This is a genomic window from Vallitalea pronyensis (assembly GCF_018141445.1).
GTDB classification, from domain to species: domain Bacteria; phylum Bacillota; class Clostridia; order Lachnospirales; family Vallitaleaceae; genus Vallitalea; species Vallitalea pronyensis.
This window is the reverse complement of sequence record NZ_CP058649.1, coordinates 4,751,194-4,764,932: the sequence shown is the minus strand read 5'-3', so window position 1 is coordinate 4,764,932 and position 13,739 is coordinate 4,751,194. Positions and strand designations below refer to the sequence as shown.

General features: G+C 36.9%; 12 protein-coding genes and 1 other annotated feature (1 of these 13 running past the window's edge). Of the genes, 9 read left to right on the top strand and 3 right to left on the bottom strand.

Going from position 1 to position 13,739, the window contains the following annotated elements; all coding sequences use genetic code 11:
* Positions 1-318: a binding site (T-box leader), on the top strand; it begins 27 nt to the left of the window's first position.
* Between the two features lie 110 nt (positions 319-428).
* From trpB to HZI73_RS19810, 5 genes are all read left to right on the top strand, one after another.
* Positions 429-1,619 (top strand): tryptophan synthase subunit beta, encoded by a 1,191-nt coding sequence (trpB, locus tag HZI73_RS19830; protein ID WP_212695099.1) that lies wholly within the window; start codon positions 429-431, stop codon positions 1,617-1,619.
* A 452-nt stretch (positions 1,620-2,071) separates the two neighbouring features.
* On the top strand, positions 2,072-3,067 hold the full coding sequence (gene trpS, locus HZI73_RS19825; RefSeq protein ID WP_212695098.1) for a tryptophan--tRNA ligase: 996 nt from the start codon (positions 2,072-2,074) through the stop codon (positions 3,065-3,067).
* 176 nt (positions 3,068-3,243) lie between these two features.
* Complete coding sequence (locus tag HZI73_RS19820; RefSeq protein WP_246552551.1) at positions 3,244-3,804, top strand: phosphatase PAP2 family protein; 561 nt, start codon at positions 3,244-3,246, stop codon at positions 3,802-3,804.
* A gap of 107 nt (positions 3,805-3,911) precedes the next feature.
* Positions 3,912-5,993 carry an aminopeptidase gene (locus tag HZI73_RS19815; protein WP_212695096.1) on the top strand — a complete coding sequence of 694 codons (2,082 nt, stop codon included), beginning with the start codon at positions 3,912-3,914 and terminating at the stop codon, positions 5,991-5,993.
* Between the two features lie 84 nt (positions 5,994-6,077).
* Entirely contained in the window at positions 6,078-6,752 is a 675-nt protein-coding gene (locus HZI73_RS19810) for a hypothetical protein (protein ID WP_212695095.1), read from the top strand.
* Positions 6,753-6,891: 139 nt separating this feature from the next.
* Here the strand turns inward: HZI73_RS19810 and HZI73_RS19805 are convergent, their stop codons facing one another.
* The 3 genes from HZI73_RS19805 to HZI73_RS19795 form a co-directional block, all read right to left on the bottom strand.
* Positions 6,892-7,731, bottom strand: a complete 840-nt coding sequence (locus HZI73_RS19805) for a DUF6544 family protein (RefSeq protein ID WP_212695094.1) — start codon at positions 7,729-7,731, stop codon at positions 6,892-6,894.
* Between the two features lie 18 nt (positions 7,732-7,749).
* Positions 7,750-8,340, bottom strand: coding sequence for a TetR/AcrR family transcriptional regulator (locus HZI73_RS19800; RefSeq protein ID WP_212695093.1), 591 nt, complete (start codon positions 8,338-8,340; stop codon positions 7,750-7,752).
* A gap of 61 nt (positions 8,341-8,401) precedes the next feature.
* On the bottom strand, positions 8,402-9,487 hold the full coding sequence (locus tag HZI73_RS19795; protein ID WP_212695092.1) for an FAD-binding protein: 1,086 nt from the start codon (positions 9,485-9,487) through the stop codon (positions 8,402-8,404).
* 288 nt (positions 9,488-9,775) lie between these two features.
* On the opposite strand from HZI73_RS19795, the gene HZI73_RS19790 reads away from it, so the two are divergent.
* The 4 genes from HZI73_RS19790 (at position 9,776) to purE (ending at position 13,716) form a co-directional block, all read left to right on the top strand.
* Positions 9,776-10,321, top strand: coding sequence for a histidine phosphatase family protein (locus HZI73_RS19790; protein ID WP_212695091.1), 546 nt, complete (start codon positions 9,776-9,778; stop codon positions 10,319-10,321).
* Between the two features lie 107 nt (positions 10,322-10,428).
* The gene (locus tag HZI73_RS19785) at positions 10,429-11,556 is read left to right on the top strand and encodes a tocopherol cyclase family protein (protein ID WP_246552225.1); all 1,128 of its coding nucleotides are present in this window, start codon (positions 10,429-10,431) and stop codon (positions 11,554-11,556) included.
* Between the two features lie 475 nt (positions 11,557-12,031).
* Entirely contained in the window at positions 12,032-13,204 is a 1,173-nt protein-coding gene (locus tag HZI73_RS19780; protein ID WP_212695090.1) for a 5-(carboxyamino)imidazole ribonucleotide synthase, read from the top strand.
* Entirely contained in the window at positions 13,201-13,716 is a 516-nt protein-coding gene (gene purE / locus HZI73_RS19775; protein ID WP_212695089.1) for a 5-(carboxyamino)imidazole ribonucleotide mutase, read from the top strand. Before HZI73_RS19780 ends, purE begins: the two co-directional genes overlap by 4 nt.
* The last annotated feature ends 23 nt before the right edge of the window (positions 13,717-13,739 follow it).

The following is a 13,739-nucleotide window of genomic DNA, read 5'->3' as shown; positions in this document are numbered from 1 at the left end:
AATTAATTGTGATTATAGAGAGTCGGGGCTGGTGGAAACCTGATATTGACAATGATTCTGAATGGATTCATGAGAAGTATGGTGAACGCTTATGCAGTTAGTAGCTTGTACCGTTTTTCCTACGTTATAAGGATAGGATATGTTCGTATCTGAAAAAAGTTAAGCGCTTGGGTGGCATAACGATGTAACTTCGTCCTAATTAGACGGAGATTTTTTGTTTTTAGGAGAAAGTTATGCATGAGAAGTATCGGTGATATCGACTAGATATTATAAGTGCTTAAAGTTGGGTGGTACCGCGAGTAACACTTCGTCCCAATAAATGGATGAAGTGTTTTTTTGTACCCTTTTATAACAATGAGATAGGTTAACATATCTAAGACACTTTCAAGGTCTATTTAATTAATCCATTAGAGAAAGGAAGTTATAAGATGAAACATGAATTTGGAAAATTTGGAGGACAATATGTACCAGAGCCAGTTATGCATGCGTTATCGGAATTAGAGAAAGCCTATCATGAGGCCATAAAAGACCCATCATTTAAAGAAGCGTATCTTCACTATATGAAAGATTATGTAGGACGTGAAACACCTTTATATTTTGCAAAAAATATGACGGAAAAATTGGGTGGTGCTAAGATATACCTTAAGCGAGAAGACCTTAATCACACAGGTGCTCATAAGATTAACAATGCTATAGGACAGATTTTATTAGCAAAGCGTATGGGTAAGAAGAAAATTATTGCAGAAACAGGAGCAGGACAACATGGTGTAGCGACAGCAACAGCAGCGGCCATGTTCAACATGGAATGTGAAATTTATATGGGAAAAGAAGATATAGAGCGTCAGAAATTAAATGTGTTTCGGATGGAATTATTAGGGGCTAAGGTGGTGCCTGTAACGAAAGGAACCATGACCTTGAGTGATGCAGTGGATGCGGCTTTTGAAACATGGGTGCATCGATTGGAAGATACTTTTTATCTCTTAGGTTCAGCAGTTGGACCACATCCTTATCCAACTATGGTACGTGAGTTCCAGAAGATTATTGGAGAGGAAGCCCTTCGACAAGTTAAGGATAAAGAGGGACGTTTACCGGATTATTGTATTGCTTGTGTCGGTGGAGGTAGTAATGCTATTGGGTTATTTCATGCGTTCTATCCACACGAAGAAGTGGCACTTATTGGTGTAGAGGCAGCTGGTAAAGGTATCGATACAGATCAGCATGCGGCAACCATGACACTTGGTAAGGAAGGTGTTATTCATGGGATGAATACTTTCTATGTTCAAGATGATGATGGTGAGATTAGTCCGGTGTACTCTATTTCGGCAGGGCTTGATTATCCTGGTGTAGGACCTGAGCATGCACATTATAAGGAATCGGGTAGGGCGAAGTATGAAGCGGTGACAGATGATGAGGCTGTAAGGGCGTTTTTATATTTGACTCAGACAGAGGGTATTATTCCTGCTATTGAGAGTTCGCATGCTTTAGCTTATGCGATGAAGTTAGCGCCTACTTTGAGTAAGGATAAGGTGATGGTGATTAATTTATCGGGTAGAGGGGATAAGGATGTGGAGTCTATAGAGAAGTATTTGGAGGCTCATGATATGCCTATTCAGATTTAGTTGGGGGTAGGTTTAGGTTTAGTGTTAGGATGAGGGGGATGGTGGTGCAAGACGGCGTAGCTGTATATTAAGCTATAAATTAGCTTCTGTTAAATGGTTGCAGAACATCTAAGTTCATGAAAATAAATAGGACTAAACCTTAAGAACTCCCGTTGGTCAGACACTTAAGGTTCTTAACGCCTTTTTATTTTCATTCACTAAGGTGTTCTATGCAACCATTTAAAAGTCGCTATATTTATAGCTTAATATACATCTACTTGGCTACGTTGGTTAGGGTGCCGTATTAGGATGCTATGTGGATATGGATGACATGCATATAAGATAATTATGTTACGTTATAAAACATTTTTTTATAGTCGAGATGAATTTTTAGTAAGACGTATAGGTAGGTCGCTACTACGGGGTGTAGCTAGGAGATTAGGTTTATAGAGAGTTGTTAAGGAGGGGTATGGATGGATGTTGTGTTAACGGGTGATAGGCCTACGGGGAAATTGCATATTGGGCATTATGTGGGGTCGCTACGGAAGCGTGTGGAAATACAGGGGCAGTTTGATGAAAGTTTTATTATGATTGCGGATACGCAGGCTTTGACGGATCATGCTCTTACGCCTCAGAAGGTTCGGGAGAATGTGTTGGAGGTGATGTTGGATTATTTGGCAGTGGGATTAAAGCCTGATTTGAATCGTTTTTTTATACAGTCTCTTGTGCCAGAGCTTGCAGAATTGACCATGTATTATATGAACTTTGTGACGTTGTCTCGTTTGATGCGTAATCCTACGGTGAAGAGTGAGATGCAGCAGAAAGGGTATGGGCAGCAGATTCCGGCGGGATTTTTGTGTTATCCGGTTAGTCAGGCTGCTGATATTACGGCTTTTAAGGCGAATCTGATTCCGGTAGGGGATGATCAGTTGCCTATGATTGAGCAGACCAATGAGATTGTCAGGCGTATTAACCATCATTTTGATAAGGCGGTTTTATGTGAGTGTAAGCCTTTATTGTCAAAGGTTCAGCGTTTACCTGGGATAGATGGAAAGGGTAAAATGAGTAAGTCCTTGGGGAATGCTATTTTTTTAAGTGATAGTAATGATGAGATTCGTAAGAAAGTCATGCAGATGTATACGGACCCTAAGCATATTCGTGTTGAAGATCCTGGTCATGTGGAGGGGAATGTGGTTTTTATGTATTTGGATGCTTTTGATCCTCAGGTGGATGAGGTCGAAGTATTGAAAGAAGATTATCGACGAGGTGGGCTTGGTGATGTGGTCATTAAGAAACGACTTATTCAAGTGTTGGTAGATATCATTACACCTATACGAGAAGAAAGATTGCGTTTAGAGAAAAATAAACAGGAATTGTTAAGCTTATTAAAAGATGGTAGTGTTTATGCAAGGCATATTGCGGCGGATACGCTTAAGCAGGTAAGGGATGTATTGGAAATAAATTATTGAGTTGATGGAGAGCAACAACATGAAAAGAAAAATAATGAGATTAGTATACTAATCCATGGAAAATTATATAAATATGCGTTATAATGTAAGAGTTAACTTATAAGGAGTTAACTCTTTTTCTTATCTAATAGTAAGGACATGTTAAAGTTAATGGAAAATAAAGAGAAAAGCAGGTGATGCGTATTTTTGATCTTATTAATAATCTAGACCAAAATATTATTCAGTACACATATAACCATCTGAGGACACCATTATTAGACGATATAATGTCCTTCATTACCCATTTAGGGGATGCAGGTATTATATGGGGTGTGATTTGTATCCTTTTGATAATCAATAAAAAGTATAGAAAAGTGGGTATAATTGCATTAATCGTACTGTTAACCAACATCATATTAGGTGAGTTGATACTCAAAAACGCCATAGGCAGAGTTCGTCCATATGATGCATTGAACTTGGATATAATCATCAATAAATTAAACAGTTTTTCCATGCCGTCAGGACATGCCCTTACCAGTTTTTCAGTGGCTTTTGTTATTCTATTTTTAGTGGATGACTGGAAAATCTATGTCCCCATTTTGTTACTAGCGACAGGCATATTGCTTTCTCGAGTATATCTAACGGTACATTACCCTTCGGATGTGCTAATGAGTGTGGTGATTGCTTTTATTGTGTCATGGATTGTTATTAAGATAGCTTATCATCGCGGTTTTTTACATAAAAGAAAGTACGAATAGAAGCTAGAAGCATAAATAAAGCTCTTCCTTATAGGCCGGATGAGACAACACATTGACATGTATCATTTGGCATATAATGAAAGAGTATAATAATAAAGGAGAAAAGTATGTTTAATTACAAAGAATATTATAAGAAAGAGAATGAACCCATTCTACACGATTACCAAAAAGCTCTTAAACAGGTAGAAACCATGGTTATGGAAACAAAAGGAAAAGAAGACTATGAGGATTATTTTAACCAATTAGGACAATTTATTCTTATGGTTACTGAGCTTGAAGAAGCTATGTGTGAACCGAATTATTACACAAAAAGATCCTTTGAAGAGTTACAAGGGATAAACAAAGCATTATATGAAGATATCCTACCAGAGCATTACGATACAAGTTATGGTAATCCTGCATTTGCAGTCGCTCAGTTTGGTAGAGATATGGGGCAAGTGTTAACAGCATTATATGGGTTTGTGAGAGACCTTATTCCTAATGCCTATGAACACAAACTATTTGCTATGGCACAAACCATTGAATTGGTTAATGCGTGTTATGAACACGTCAAGAACAGGGATACCATGGAAGTTGAAACACTCAGACAGTTAATTGCTGAGAGCAAAAAGTCCCATATTGGATTACAGGCATATGATTACTTGAATTATGTTTCTAATCCAAACATTACCTATCTTGTTGATATGATTAATAAAGACGATCTTTCTGATATGCGCTACCTTTTCAAATATGGGCGTTATATTACAGATAATGAGATTAAAATAGCTACATATGTAGATACACTACCGGAAGAAACCATAAAAATGATGGCAAACATTATGTCAGAAGGGCTCCGCAATGGCTATATAAGAGATAATAAAGATATAACCATAAAATCAACGGTTAGTTTACGCTATCAAATAGGGTTTGAACGTGTGATGAAGCATGTTATAGCCAACTTTGAAGCATTAGGTTTACGATCTATTATTAATGCCATTAAGTTATCAAACATTGAATTTAATAGTGTTTTTACAAGTATGTTCTCAACATTACCTAATCGCCAATATTATTATGACCATCGTTACGATTTTGCTATATATTATGATAAAGCTTATTCAGATATAAAGCTTCAAGCACTTCGTGATGGGGCAGAGCGTTTAGCTGACCAGCTAAAACAATATGGTGGACCTGCTTTATTACAACCATTTGGTGAAAACCCATTCTCACCACTTTCTAAAAAAGAAAACATTGAATTAGATGATGAACAGATACAACTGGACAAAAGTGTTTCCATTGAAAAAACAAAAATTATCTATACCTATGTGCCACGTGAAGAATTCAGTTTTACCATTGTATCCTATCCAATACCAGAGATTGGCGAGCAGTTTGAAGCTATTTTTGATGAAACCATTAAAGTGAATACATTGGATCAGGAGGTATATGATCGTATTCAACATCATATTATTGACGCCCTTGATAAAGGGGATTACGTCCACGTTAAGGGTAAGGGAACCAATAAAACAGATATTAAAGTCAACCTCTACCCATTAAATGCTCCAGAAAAAGAAACCAGATTCCATAACTGTCTTGCAGATGTGAACATTCCTGTAGGTGAAGTTTATACGTCCCCTGTACTTGCTGGTACCAATGGGCGGTTATTTGTGGAAGAAGTATTTTTGAATGGACTAAAATACATTAATCTTGACATGACGTTTAAAGATGGTTTTATTGAAACCTATACTTGCGACAACTTTGATGATGAAGCTGCGTGTAAAAAATATGTGCATGAAAACTTAATATTACCACATGACACACTACCCATAGGCGAGTTTGCTATAGGAACTAATACCACAGCCTATGTGATGGCACAGAAATATAATATTATACACCTACTACCTATATTAATTGTTGAGAAAATGGGACCTCATTTTGCTATTGGTGATACGTGCTTTATGTGGTCAGAAGACATTCCTGTATATAATTCCAATGGTAAAGAAGTCATTGCAAGGGATAATGAGAAATCTATTCTAAGAAAAACAAATGTAGAAGAAGCCTACACAGGACGACATACAGATATTACCCTGCCTTACAGTGGTCTTGCTTTTATTGATATTATTCAAGCAGATGGTGAGCGTATTCCACTCATCAAAGATGGTAAATTTGTCCTTAAAGGTACAGAAGAATTAAATAAAGCCTTTGACGTCAAGTAGAAATATGATATAATGGCTGATATATTTATTTATAGGAAGAAGTATGTAATAATTTAAAATAAGGCTTAAGGTGATGATTCAAAGATGCAGAAAAAAACAAATAAAGCAAAGTTTCAAGAGATGAACGGTAAAGAGAAGCGAGAATACATCTGGGAATACTATAAATTGCATATTATATTTGGTGCCATTGGTTTGTTTATCATTGGCAGTTTGATGAATACGTGGTTTATTAATCCACCTCCAAAAACAGCGGTTCATGTGGTGTTTCTGGGGTCTGGTATAAGTGCTGATGGTGCGGAAAACTTAGAGAAAGAGTTGAACCCACTGATTGTAACAGAAGAAATGGGAAATAAAAAAGTTTTTGTCAGTACGTATTATTTGTCCAGTGATGGCACCGGGGATCCACAGCTTGATATGGCAACGCAGACGAAGTTCATGGCGAATATATCAGCAAGTGAACTGGATATTCTTGTTTTAGATGAACTGGAGTTCAAGGCCCTAGCAGAAACGCAGCAAACATTCCTACCACTTGATCAGATCCTGCCAGAAGATATGCTGGCATCATTAGAGGATAAGTTCATTCGTTTAAAAGGTGAAGAAGATACTGAGGAACAGATATATGGTATCGATGTGACAGATAACACGAAAGTAAAATCCGTTGCGATAAGTGAAGGAAAACTCACCATGGGTGTCGTGGTGAACACACAAAGACGGGAAGAAACACTAAAAACATTAAAATGGTTCTTTGGTATGGACTAAAAAAAATAAGCAATTCATCATGTATCTACATTGTGAATTGCTTTTTTGTTTGGTTGAATACTTGTTGTGAAAATCCTGCAATAGGTGTTGTGATAAAAGAAACTTATCTTCATATCATTAAAGTCATATTAAAAGAGCTTTATGAAGATGAAATATTATAGTTGACTGTCAAATCCCCACCATCAAAATACACAAGATCTTCTGTATCCAGATGCCATATAGCTTTCATGGAAGATGGATATTTAATGCCGTTGACTTCTTTGTAAGTGCCTAATATTGCGGACCATTTTGCTTTGGAGATGTTACCTTGGCCATCGTTATATTCTCGATCGTGTGTGGTAAAACTTAAGATAGCACCGTTATGGTCAAAGGTAAAGATACCACTTGCTGACTGTCCATAGTAACGGATGGTAGCTTTTACATGGGTTTCATCAAGTGTTTCCCAATGCATATAATCCTGTAAAAAAAAGTTTGGCATAAGAATGCTTTCTGCTAGGCAGGTAATGAGACCAGATTGATTCATATTACCACCTTGTTCGTTGAAAAGGGTAAATGTTTTTGCAATAACACCCTTCATGGAACCTTCCCCATTCAGGTATTTATCAATTCCCTGAAAAGGAATCCCCAATATACTTGAATCAATAAAAGCAATTCTTGCTGGCGGGTCTACAGAAATATGGATGGTATAATTAATTTTCAGCTTTTTTGAAGCTTGCACAAAGTCAGCTTGATGAAAATAGGCTTTCATGTTAGACATTTTGGGGGTACCCATGTAACCACAATATTTAAAATACTTTTGTAGGGGTAATGGAAGCTCTGCGATGTCTTCTATGGTAAAAATCCCTTTTTGTAATGTCATTTGTGATAATTGGTGACGTAATAATGTTGTAAGTTCAGATTGGATAGGTGAGTAAGGGAGCTTAAACCATATGACAACACCTAACAGTAAACATACAATAATACCTAAAATCCATAGCATAATCCTTTACCTCCTATATTATTTTGTAACACCGTTAATCATTAAATCCACAAAAGCGTTCAATCGATGTTCGATCATCGTATCATCATAAAGATTACTCAATACGATGATGTTCAAGACACCAAAGATGCCAGTAATAAGTAAAAATGCTGTATCTTTCGTGTGATCAATACAAAAATCTGACGAAGCAACGCCTTTGTCCAGTATGGTAATCAGTCCATCAATGGCTTCGTTATCTATAGACTTTGTATTCGCATAGTTTACACCGCTCAAAAGTGTAGCCTTAAATTGTTCTCTATGACTGAGTATCAGCTTAGCAAGTGTAAGAAGACTGGTTTTCAAAGCGATTGGAGGCGTCATGTTCTCAAAATCCAGACCTAAAAGCTCTTTGGATATGCGCTCAAAATTATCCAGCGTTATTGCCGCAATAATGTCATCTTTATTCTTAAAATAGTTATAAATCATAGCAGGCGAATATTCAATAGCATTTGCCAGCTTTCTAATAGAAAATTTTTCGTACCCGTGCTCAATAATGAGTTGACTTGCACTGTCAAATATTTTCTTTCGTAGTTCTTTTTTTTCTCGTTCTCTTCTGTTGCTTATTCCCATAACAACACCTCATCCTTAAAAATATGAACACTGTTAATTATAATATCGCTGTTTATTTTTGTCAAGGAGCAGCATGGTGCTGACCATTCATTTTCATACTGAATATACCGCTTTGCATAACTGCTCCACGTAAGAAGGCATGATACATAAATGGAGCTTTCAGGTTTTTTACAGAGATATTCTGCCTCAATGAGCGACAGTTTTTTTCGTAATGTTGACGAGTCAATGTTCTTTCTAATGCATTAAAGGCGTTGGCAAGTTTTAAGCCACTGCGCATACCATAACTGAAACCTTCAGCGGAGCTGGGACTTATAAATCCAGCAGCTTCACCTACGAGAAAAATTTGGTCTTTCCCATAACTTAGAGCCTTGGTTTTTGTTGGTCGAATAATATAGGCACCCTCTCTTTTAATGCATGTATGTAAAGGAAAGCCTTTTTTTATGAGTTTCTGTTTAAGTTGTTGAAAGCGGTTTGTAACATCATTTCTAAACGGAATTGCTGAGCCAAGTAATAAAGCATTTTCTTTAGGGATAGTCCAAGAATAAAAATCTGTGATGTCCTTGTCAAAAATCGTTGTAAAATATGGCATCAAATCATTCACACGGTACCATTCTTGTATGGATGCATAGCGTTGTAGTTTTTGACCTTGCCCCAATTGTTTTCTAACAAGGGAAAAACCACCATCTGCACCTACTAAATAGCTTGTTTTAACGGTATGATTTTTACCATCATGGGTATACGTCACCTCTATTTGACCGTCAGCAAGTAAGCGATACTTTTTATATTGGACACCAAAATGACATGTTATATGTTCGGGTATCAAGTCCACTAGCCATTGATCAAATTTTTCACGGTCAATATTGATATAATGCCGTTGATAAAATCGTTCTATATGATTATCAAAATCCAAGGTTTTTACTGTAAATAGTTGAGGACCTACTAAAACATTTTTTGGAATACCCAGTCCCAAATGCCCCAATACTTTTTGGGCATCAGGAGCCAATAAACCTCCACAACATTTATTGATAGGGCATATGCCGTGGTCGAAGTTTCTTTTATCCAATATAAGAACGTTGAAGGTGCTATCTAACATCCTAGCAAGTGTTGCGCCTGCTGGTCCTGCACCAACAATAACAATATCATACATGAACCTGCCTCCTTATAAGACATGAAAGTCTAATACACCAATATACTTGGTTAATCCCAATTATCTCGTATTGGTTGTTAGGTGTCAATGATTATCTTATAGGTAGTTGTTTATGCATGTAGCTTAATATCCTTATTTATTTCTGTGAATATGTTAATGTACAAGCGTATGACATATTGATTGACATTTACATGCAGATACTCTAACATCAGCATATACATAATTCTAAGAAAAGGTAATCTTGGATAGATATCTATAGAGCAAGTTAAGCTAAGAGGAGGAGCAAGTATGTCAATTCGAATTAAATACTTTACACATGGAACAACAACGGATAATATATGTGGTTTAGCAACGGGGTGGAATGAAGGAGAGCTCTCTCCATTGGGAATACAACAAATTCAAGGGATTAATAAACAAGTACAAGATGAACATTTTGATGTGGTTATCTCTTCTGATTTACAGCGTGCCGTACAGACGACCAAACTGTTGTTTAATGAAGAAAACACTACAATTATATATGACCAGAGATTGCGTGAATGCAATTATGGTGTATTAAATGGTAAAGATAAGGAATTGGTAGATTACCTTGAACATATTGATGAACCCTTCATTAATGGTGAAAGTATGAGGCATGTTGAACAGAGAATAAGAGAATTGCTGCATTTTCTACAAGAAAACTATGATCATGCATATATAGCCTTTGTTGGGCATAGAGCACCTCAATTGGCTCTTGAGGTATGTGTCCATGGTAAGTCGTGGGAAGAAGCCATCCATAACGACTGGCGAACAATTGGGAAATGGCAACTAGGTTGGTTATATGAATTTGAAAAATAAATGTATATGTTCAGCATGAAATGAATAATTATAGGATGACATCCATTTACAATGTAAGAAATATCTGTCATAATTTAGTTTAAGAGTAATGAACGTAGGGAGGTCCTATGATGGGAAAGCATAACAAAAAAAATGACTACATGCTGGAACATGGAAAATTAAAAAAGCAGGGGTACGATTGGTGGTGGCATTCATTTACGGGTTATGATGTAGAGACAGGAGAAGAACAAGCCTTTTTTATTGAATACTATATCATGAATCCAGCTTTAGGTGGGGATGGCCCCATTTATGGTCAGCTAGAACAACATAAACAGCAAGGTATAAAACCTTCATATGCTTTAATTAAGGCTGGTACTTGGGGAAAAAACAAATGTCAAATTCATAATTTTTATGCGATTCACACCTTCGCGTACAAAAAGAAACCGCTTCAACTTAAGATTGGCGATAATTATCTATCAGAAACAAAACTGTCTGGTAAAGTCATGATGACTGAAATTGACAGCAAGGATCATCCAGAATACATGTCGGATGCAGGTAATATTTTATGGCAATTGAAAATAAATAAGATATTATCTTATGATGTTGGTTATGGAGCGTCTTGGCTTTTACGCAAATTGAATGCTTTTGACATGTATTGGCACGTACAGGGGATGAAGGCTACCTATGAAGGAATCGTTAAACTGAATGACCGTACTTATAACATTATTCCAGAAAAAAGTTATGGGTATCAGGACAAGAATTGGGGTTGCGACTTTACGAGTCCGTGGATATGGCTTAACTGCAACAATATAACCTATAAGGGAACGGAAGAAGTGTTAGAGAGGACCAGTTTGGACTTAGGAGGCGGTCGTCCTGTTATTTTTGGTAAGCCCATAGAGGGTAAAATACTCACCATGTTTTATCATGAAGGCAAACTTTATGAATATAACTTTTCGAAATTCTGGAAAGGTGTGGAACAGTCCTTTGAGTTTATTGAGCATGAGGATGAAGTACAGTGGCTTGTAACATCTTTCAATCGTCATTCTAAATTAGAGATTGATTTTCGATGTAAAAAAGAGGATATGTTGTTTTTTAATTATGAAAATCCCCATGGTGAAAAACGCCATAATCGATTGTTTAATGGTGGCACAGCTTATGGAACCATTAAACTATATGAGAAAAAAAGAGGTCAGTATCAATTACTTCATGAGTTCGAAGGGAAAAACGCTGGATGTGAATATGGTGAATATGATTGATTCATGTATAATCTAATGGCTCAAAGGTTCGTTGCTTTGAGCTTTTTCTATGTTTTGAAAAAGTCTCTAAAAAAGTCTTTGGAATAAAAGTATTTTCATTGACATTAAGAATACTTTCCTAACGGATAAAATTCCTTTGCTGAACGAGAGGTAGCCTCTTTTGCTCATTTAAAGGGTATAATGGTTGTAGATTGCATATGCGACATTGAACATTGGTAAGGGGTAATGTTCTGGTTTTGCTTGTGTATAACAATTTACATGCCATATTTCTCTGGAATAAGCGTTTATTTATTGTGATTTATAGGAAATTATACTTTAAAAACGAATAATAAAATAAATAAATAAAATAATGTTCGGAAAAACTATTGACTTCCTGACGTTTTATTTGTAAAATAACGTTACACCTATATGTGTATGATGCACATGGTGTATTCAGGAAACAGTTAACCATGTATCAACGAAGGAGCCGTTCCTTATGAATTGTCTTTCTAAGAAAATAGGAATTATTGGCGGAGGCCAATTAGGAAAAATGATGATACTAGATGCAAAACGATTAGGGTTTTATGTGGTCACACTAGACCCCACTGAATGTTGCCCATCACACAGTATCTCCGATGAGCATATTGTAGCAGCATATGATGATGAGGATGCATTGCGTCAACTGGCAGAAAAGGTTGATGTGATTACCTATGAGTTTGAACATATCCATGTTGGGATTTTGAAACAACTGGAACAGGAAGAGTATGTCATCTACCCAACAGTTAGCAGCTTAGCCATTATTCAAAATAAGTTTCGTCAGAAAACAACACTTCTAAAAGGGCAAATCTCTGTGCCTAGATTTCAGCAGATTAAAACACAACAAGATATTGAAGAAGCAGGAAACCGATTTGGTTATCCCATGATGCTCAAAGCATGTACAGGTGGCTATGATGGTAAGGGTAATTGGGTGGTTCAGCATAAAGACGCTATCCAAGAGGCTTATAAACAGCTTGGTAATGGACAAATCGAATTAATGATTGAAGAATTTGTGCCTTTTGTAAAGGAAATTTCGGTATTAGCATGCAGGAGTATTGACGGACATATTGCCATATATCCAGTAGGTGAGAACATTCACGAAGACAGCATACTCGATGAAACAAGAGTACCTGCAGACATAACGGAAGATTGTACAAAAAAAGCCATGGAACTGGCCTCAGAGGTTATGGAAATTTTTGCAGGAGTAGGCATGTTTTGTGTGGAGATGTTTGTGACAGAAGATGATACAATCTATATTAACGAAGTAGCACCTCGTCCCCATAATTCAGGACATTATACCATTGAAGGCTGTATGACCTCCCAATTTGAACAGCATATACGTGCCATTTCTGGATTACCTTTAGGTGATGTGGCATTACGTTGTCCAACAGTTATGCGTAATCTGTTGGGAGCGGATGGTGCATATGGTAAGACATGCGTTGATGGCTTAATAGAGGCACAGCAAGACCCTCATGTTAAGGTACATATTTATGGTAAAACAGAGGTAAGGGAGAAAAGAAAAATGGGACATCTAACGGTATGTGCAACCACTTTAGATGAAGCCATAGAGCGAGCAGATCAAGCAAAAATGTGTATACAAATTACCCATACACATAAGGAGGTTATTGGATGAAGCCAATCGTAGGCATCATAATGGGAAGTGATTCAGATTTGCCTGTTATGCAGGAAGCAGCAAAGATACTTGATGATTTTGGTATTCCTTATGAGTTAACCATTGTCTCAGCCCATCGTACACCTGAGCGACTCTTTACGTATGCAAAAACTGCCAAGGAAAAAGGTTTGAAAGTGATTATTGCTGGAGCAGGCGGCGCAGCTCACTTACCAGGGATGGTTGCTTCATTAACAGCATTACCTGTTATTGGTGTACCTGTAAAGACAAGGACACTAAGTGGTGTGGATTCACTCTATTCCATTGTTCAGATGCCGCCAGGTATTCCTGTAGCAACCGTTGCCATTAATGGAGCAAAAAATGCAGGTATCCTAGCAGGTTCCATAATTGGAAGCTTTGATGATGGGATATATCAAAAAGTAGAGACCTATAAAAAAGAACTTCAAGAAATGGTTGAAGATAAAGCAGATAGATTAGAAACAATGAAGTATGAGCATTACCTAGAATCCATGTGATGAATAGTTATGTCAACTGGTAA

Coding starts and splice junctions, on each gene's coding strand:
- HZI73_RS19810 (WP_212695095.1), top strand. CDS start 6,078: ATGCAGAAAAAAACAAATAAAGCAAAGTTTCAAGAGATGAACGGTAAA.
- HZI73_RS19780 (WP_212695090.1), top strand. CDS start 12,032: ATGAATTGTCTTTCTAAGAAAATAGGAATTATTGGCGGAGGCCAATTA.
- HZI73_RS19790 (WP_212695091.1), top strand. CDS start 9,776: ATGTCAATTCGAATTAAATACTTTACACATGGAACAACAACGGATAAT.
- HZI73_RS19785 (WP_246552225.1), top strand. CDS start 10,429: ATGATGGGAAAGCATAACAAAAAAAATGACTACATGCTGGAACATGGA.
- purE (WP_212695089.1), top strand. CDS start 13,201: ATGAAGCCAATCGTAGGCATCATAATGGGAAGTGATTCAGATTTGCCT.
- HZI73_RS19805 (WP_212695094.1), bottom strand. CDS start 7,731: ATGCTATGGATTTTAGGTATTATTGTATGTTTACTGTTAGGTGTTGTC.
- trpB (WP_212695099.1), top strand. CDS start 429: ATGAAACATGAATTTGGAAAATTTGGAGGACAATATGTACCAGAGCCA.
- HZI73_RS19800 (WP_212695093.1), bottom strand. CDS start 8,340: ATGGGAATAAGCAACAGAAGAGAACGAGAAAAAAAAGAACTACGAAAG.
- HZI73_RS19815 (WP_212695096.1), top strand. CDS start 3,912: ATGTTTAATTACAAAGAATATTATAAGAAAGAGAATGAACCCATTCTA.
- HZI73_RS19820 (WP_246552551.1), top strand. CDS start 3,244: ATGCGTATTTTTGATCTTATTAATAATCTAGACCAAAATATTATTCAG.
- HZI73_RS19795 (WP_212695092.1), bottom strand. CDS start 9,487: ATGTATGATATTGTTATTGTTGGTGCAGGACCAGCAGGCGCAACACTT.
- trpS (WP_212695098.1), top strand. CDS start 2,072: ATGGATGTTGTGTTAACGGGTGATAGGCCTACGGGGAAATTGCATATT.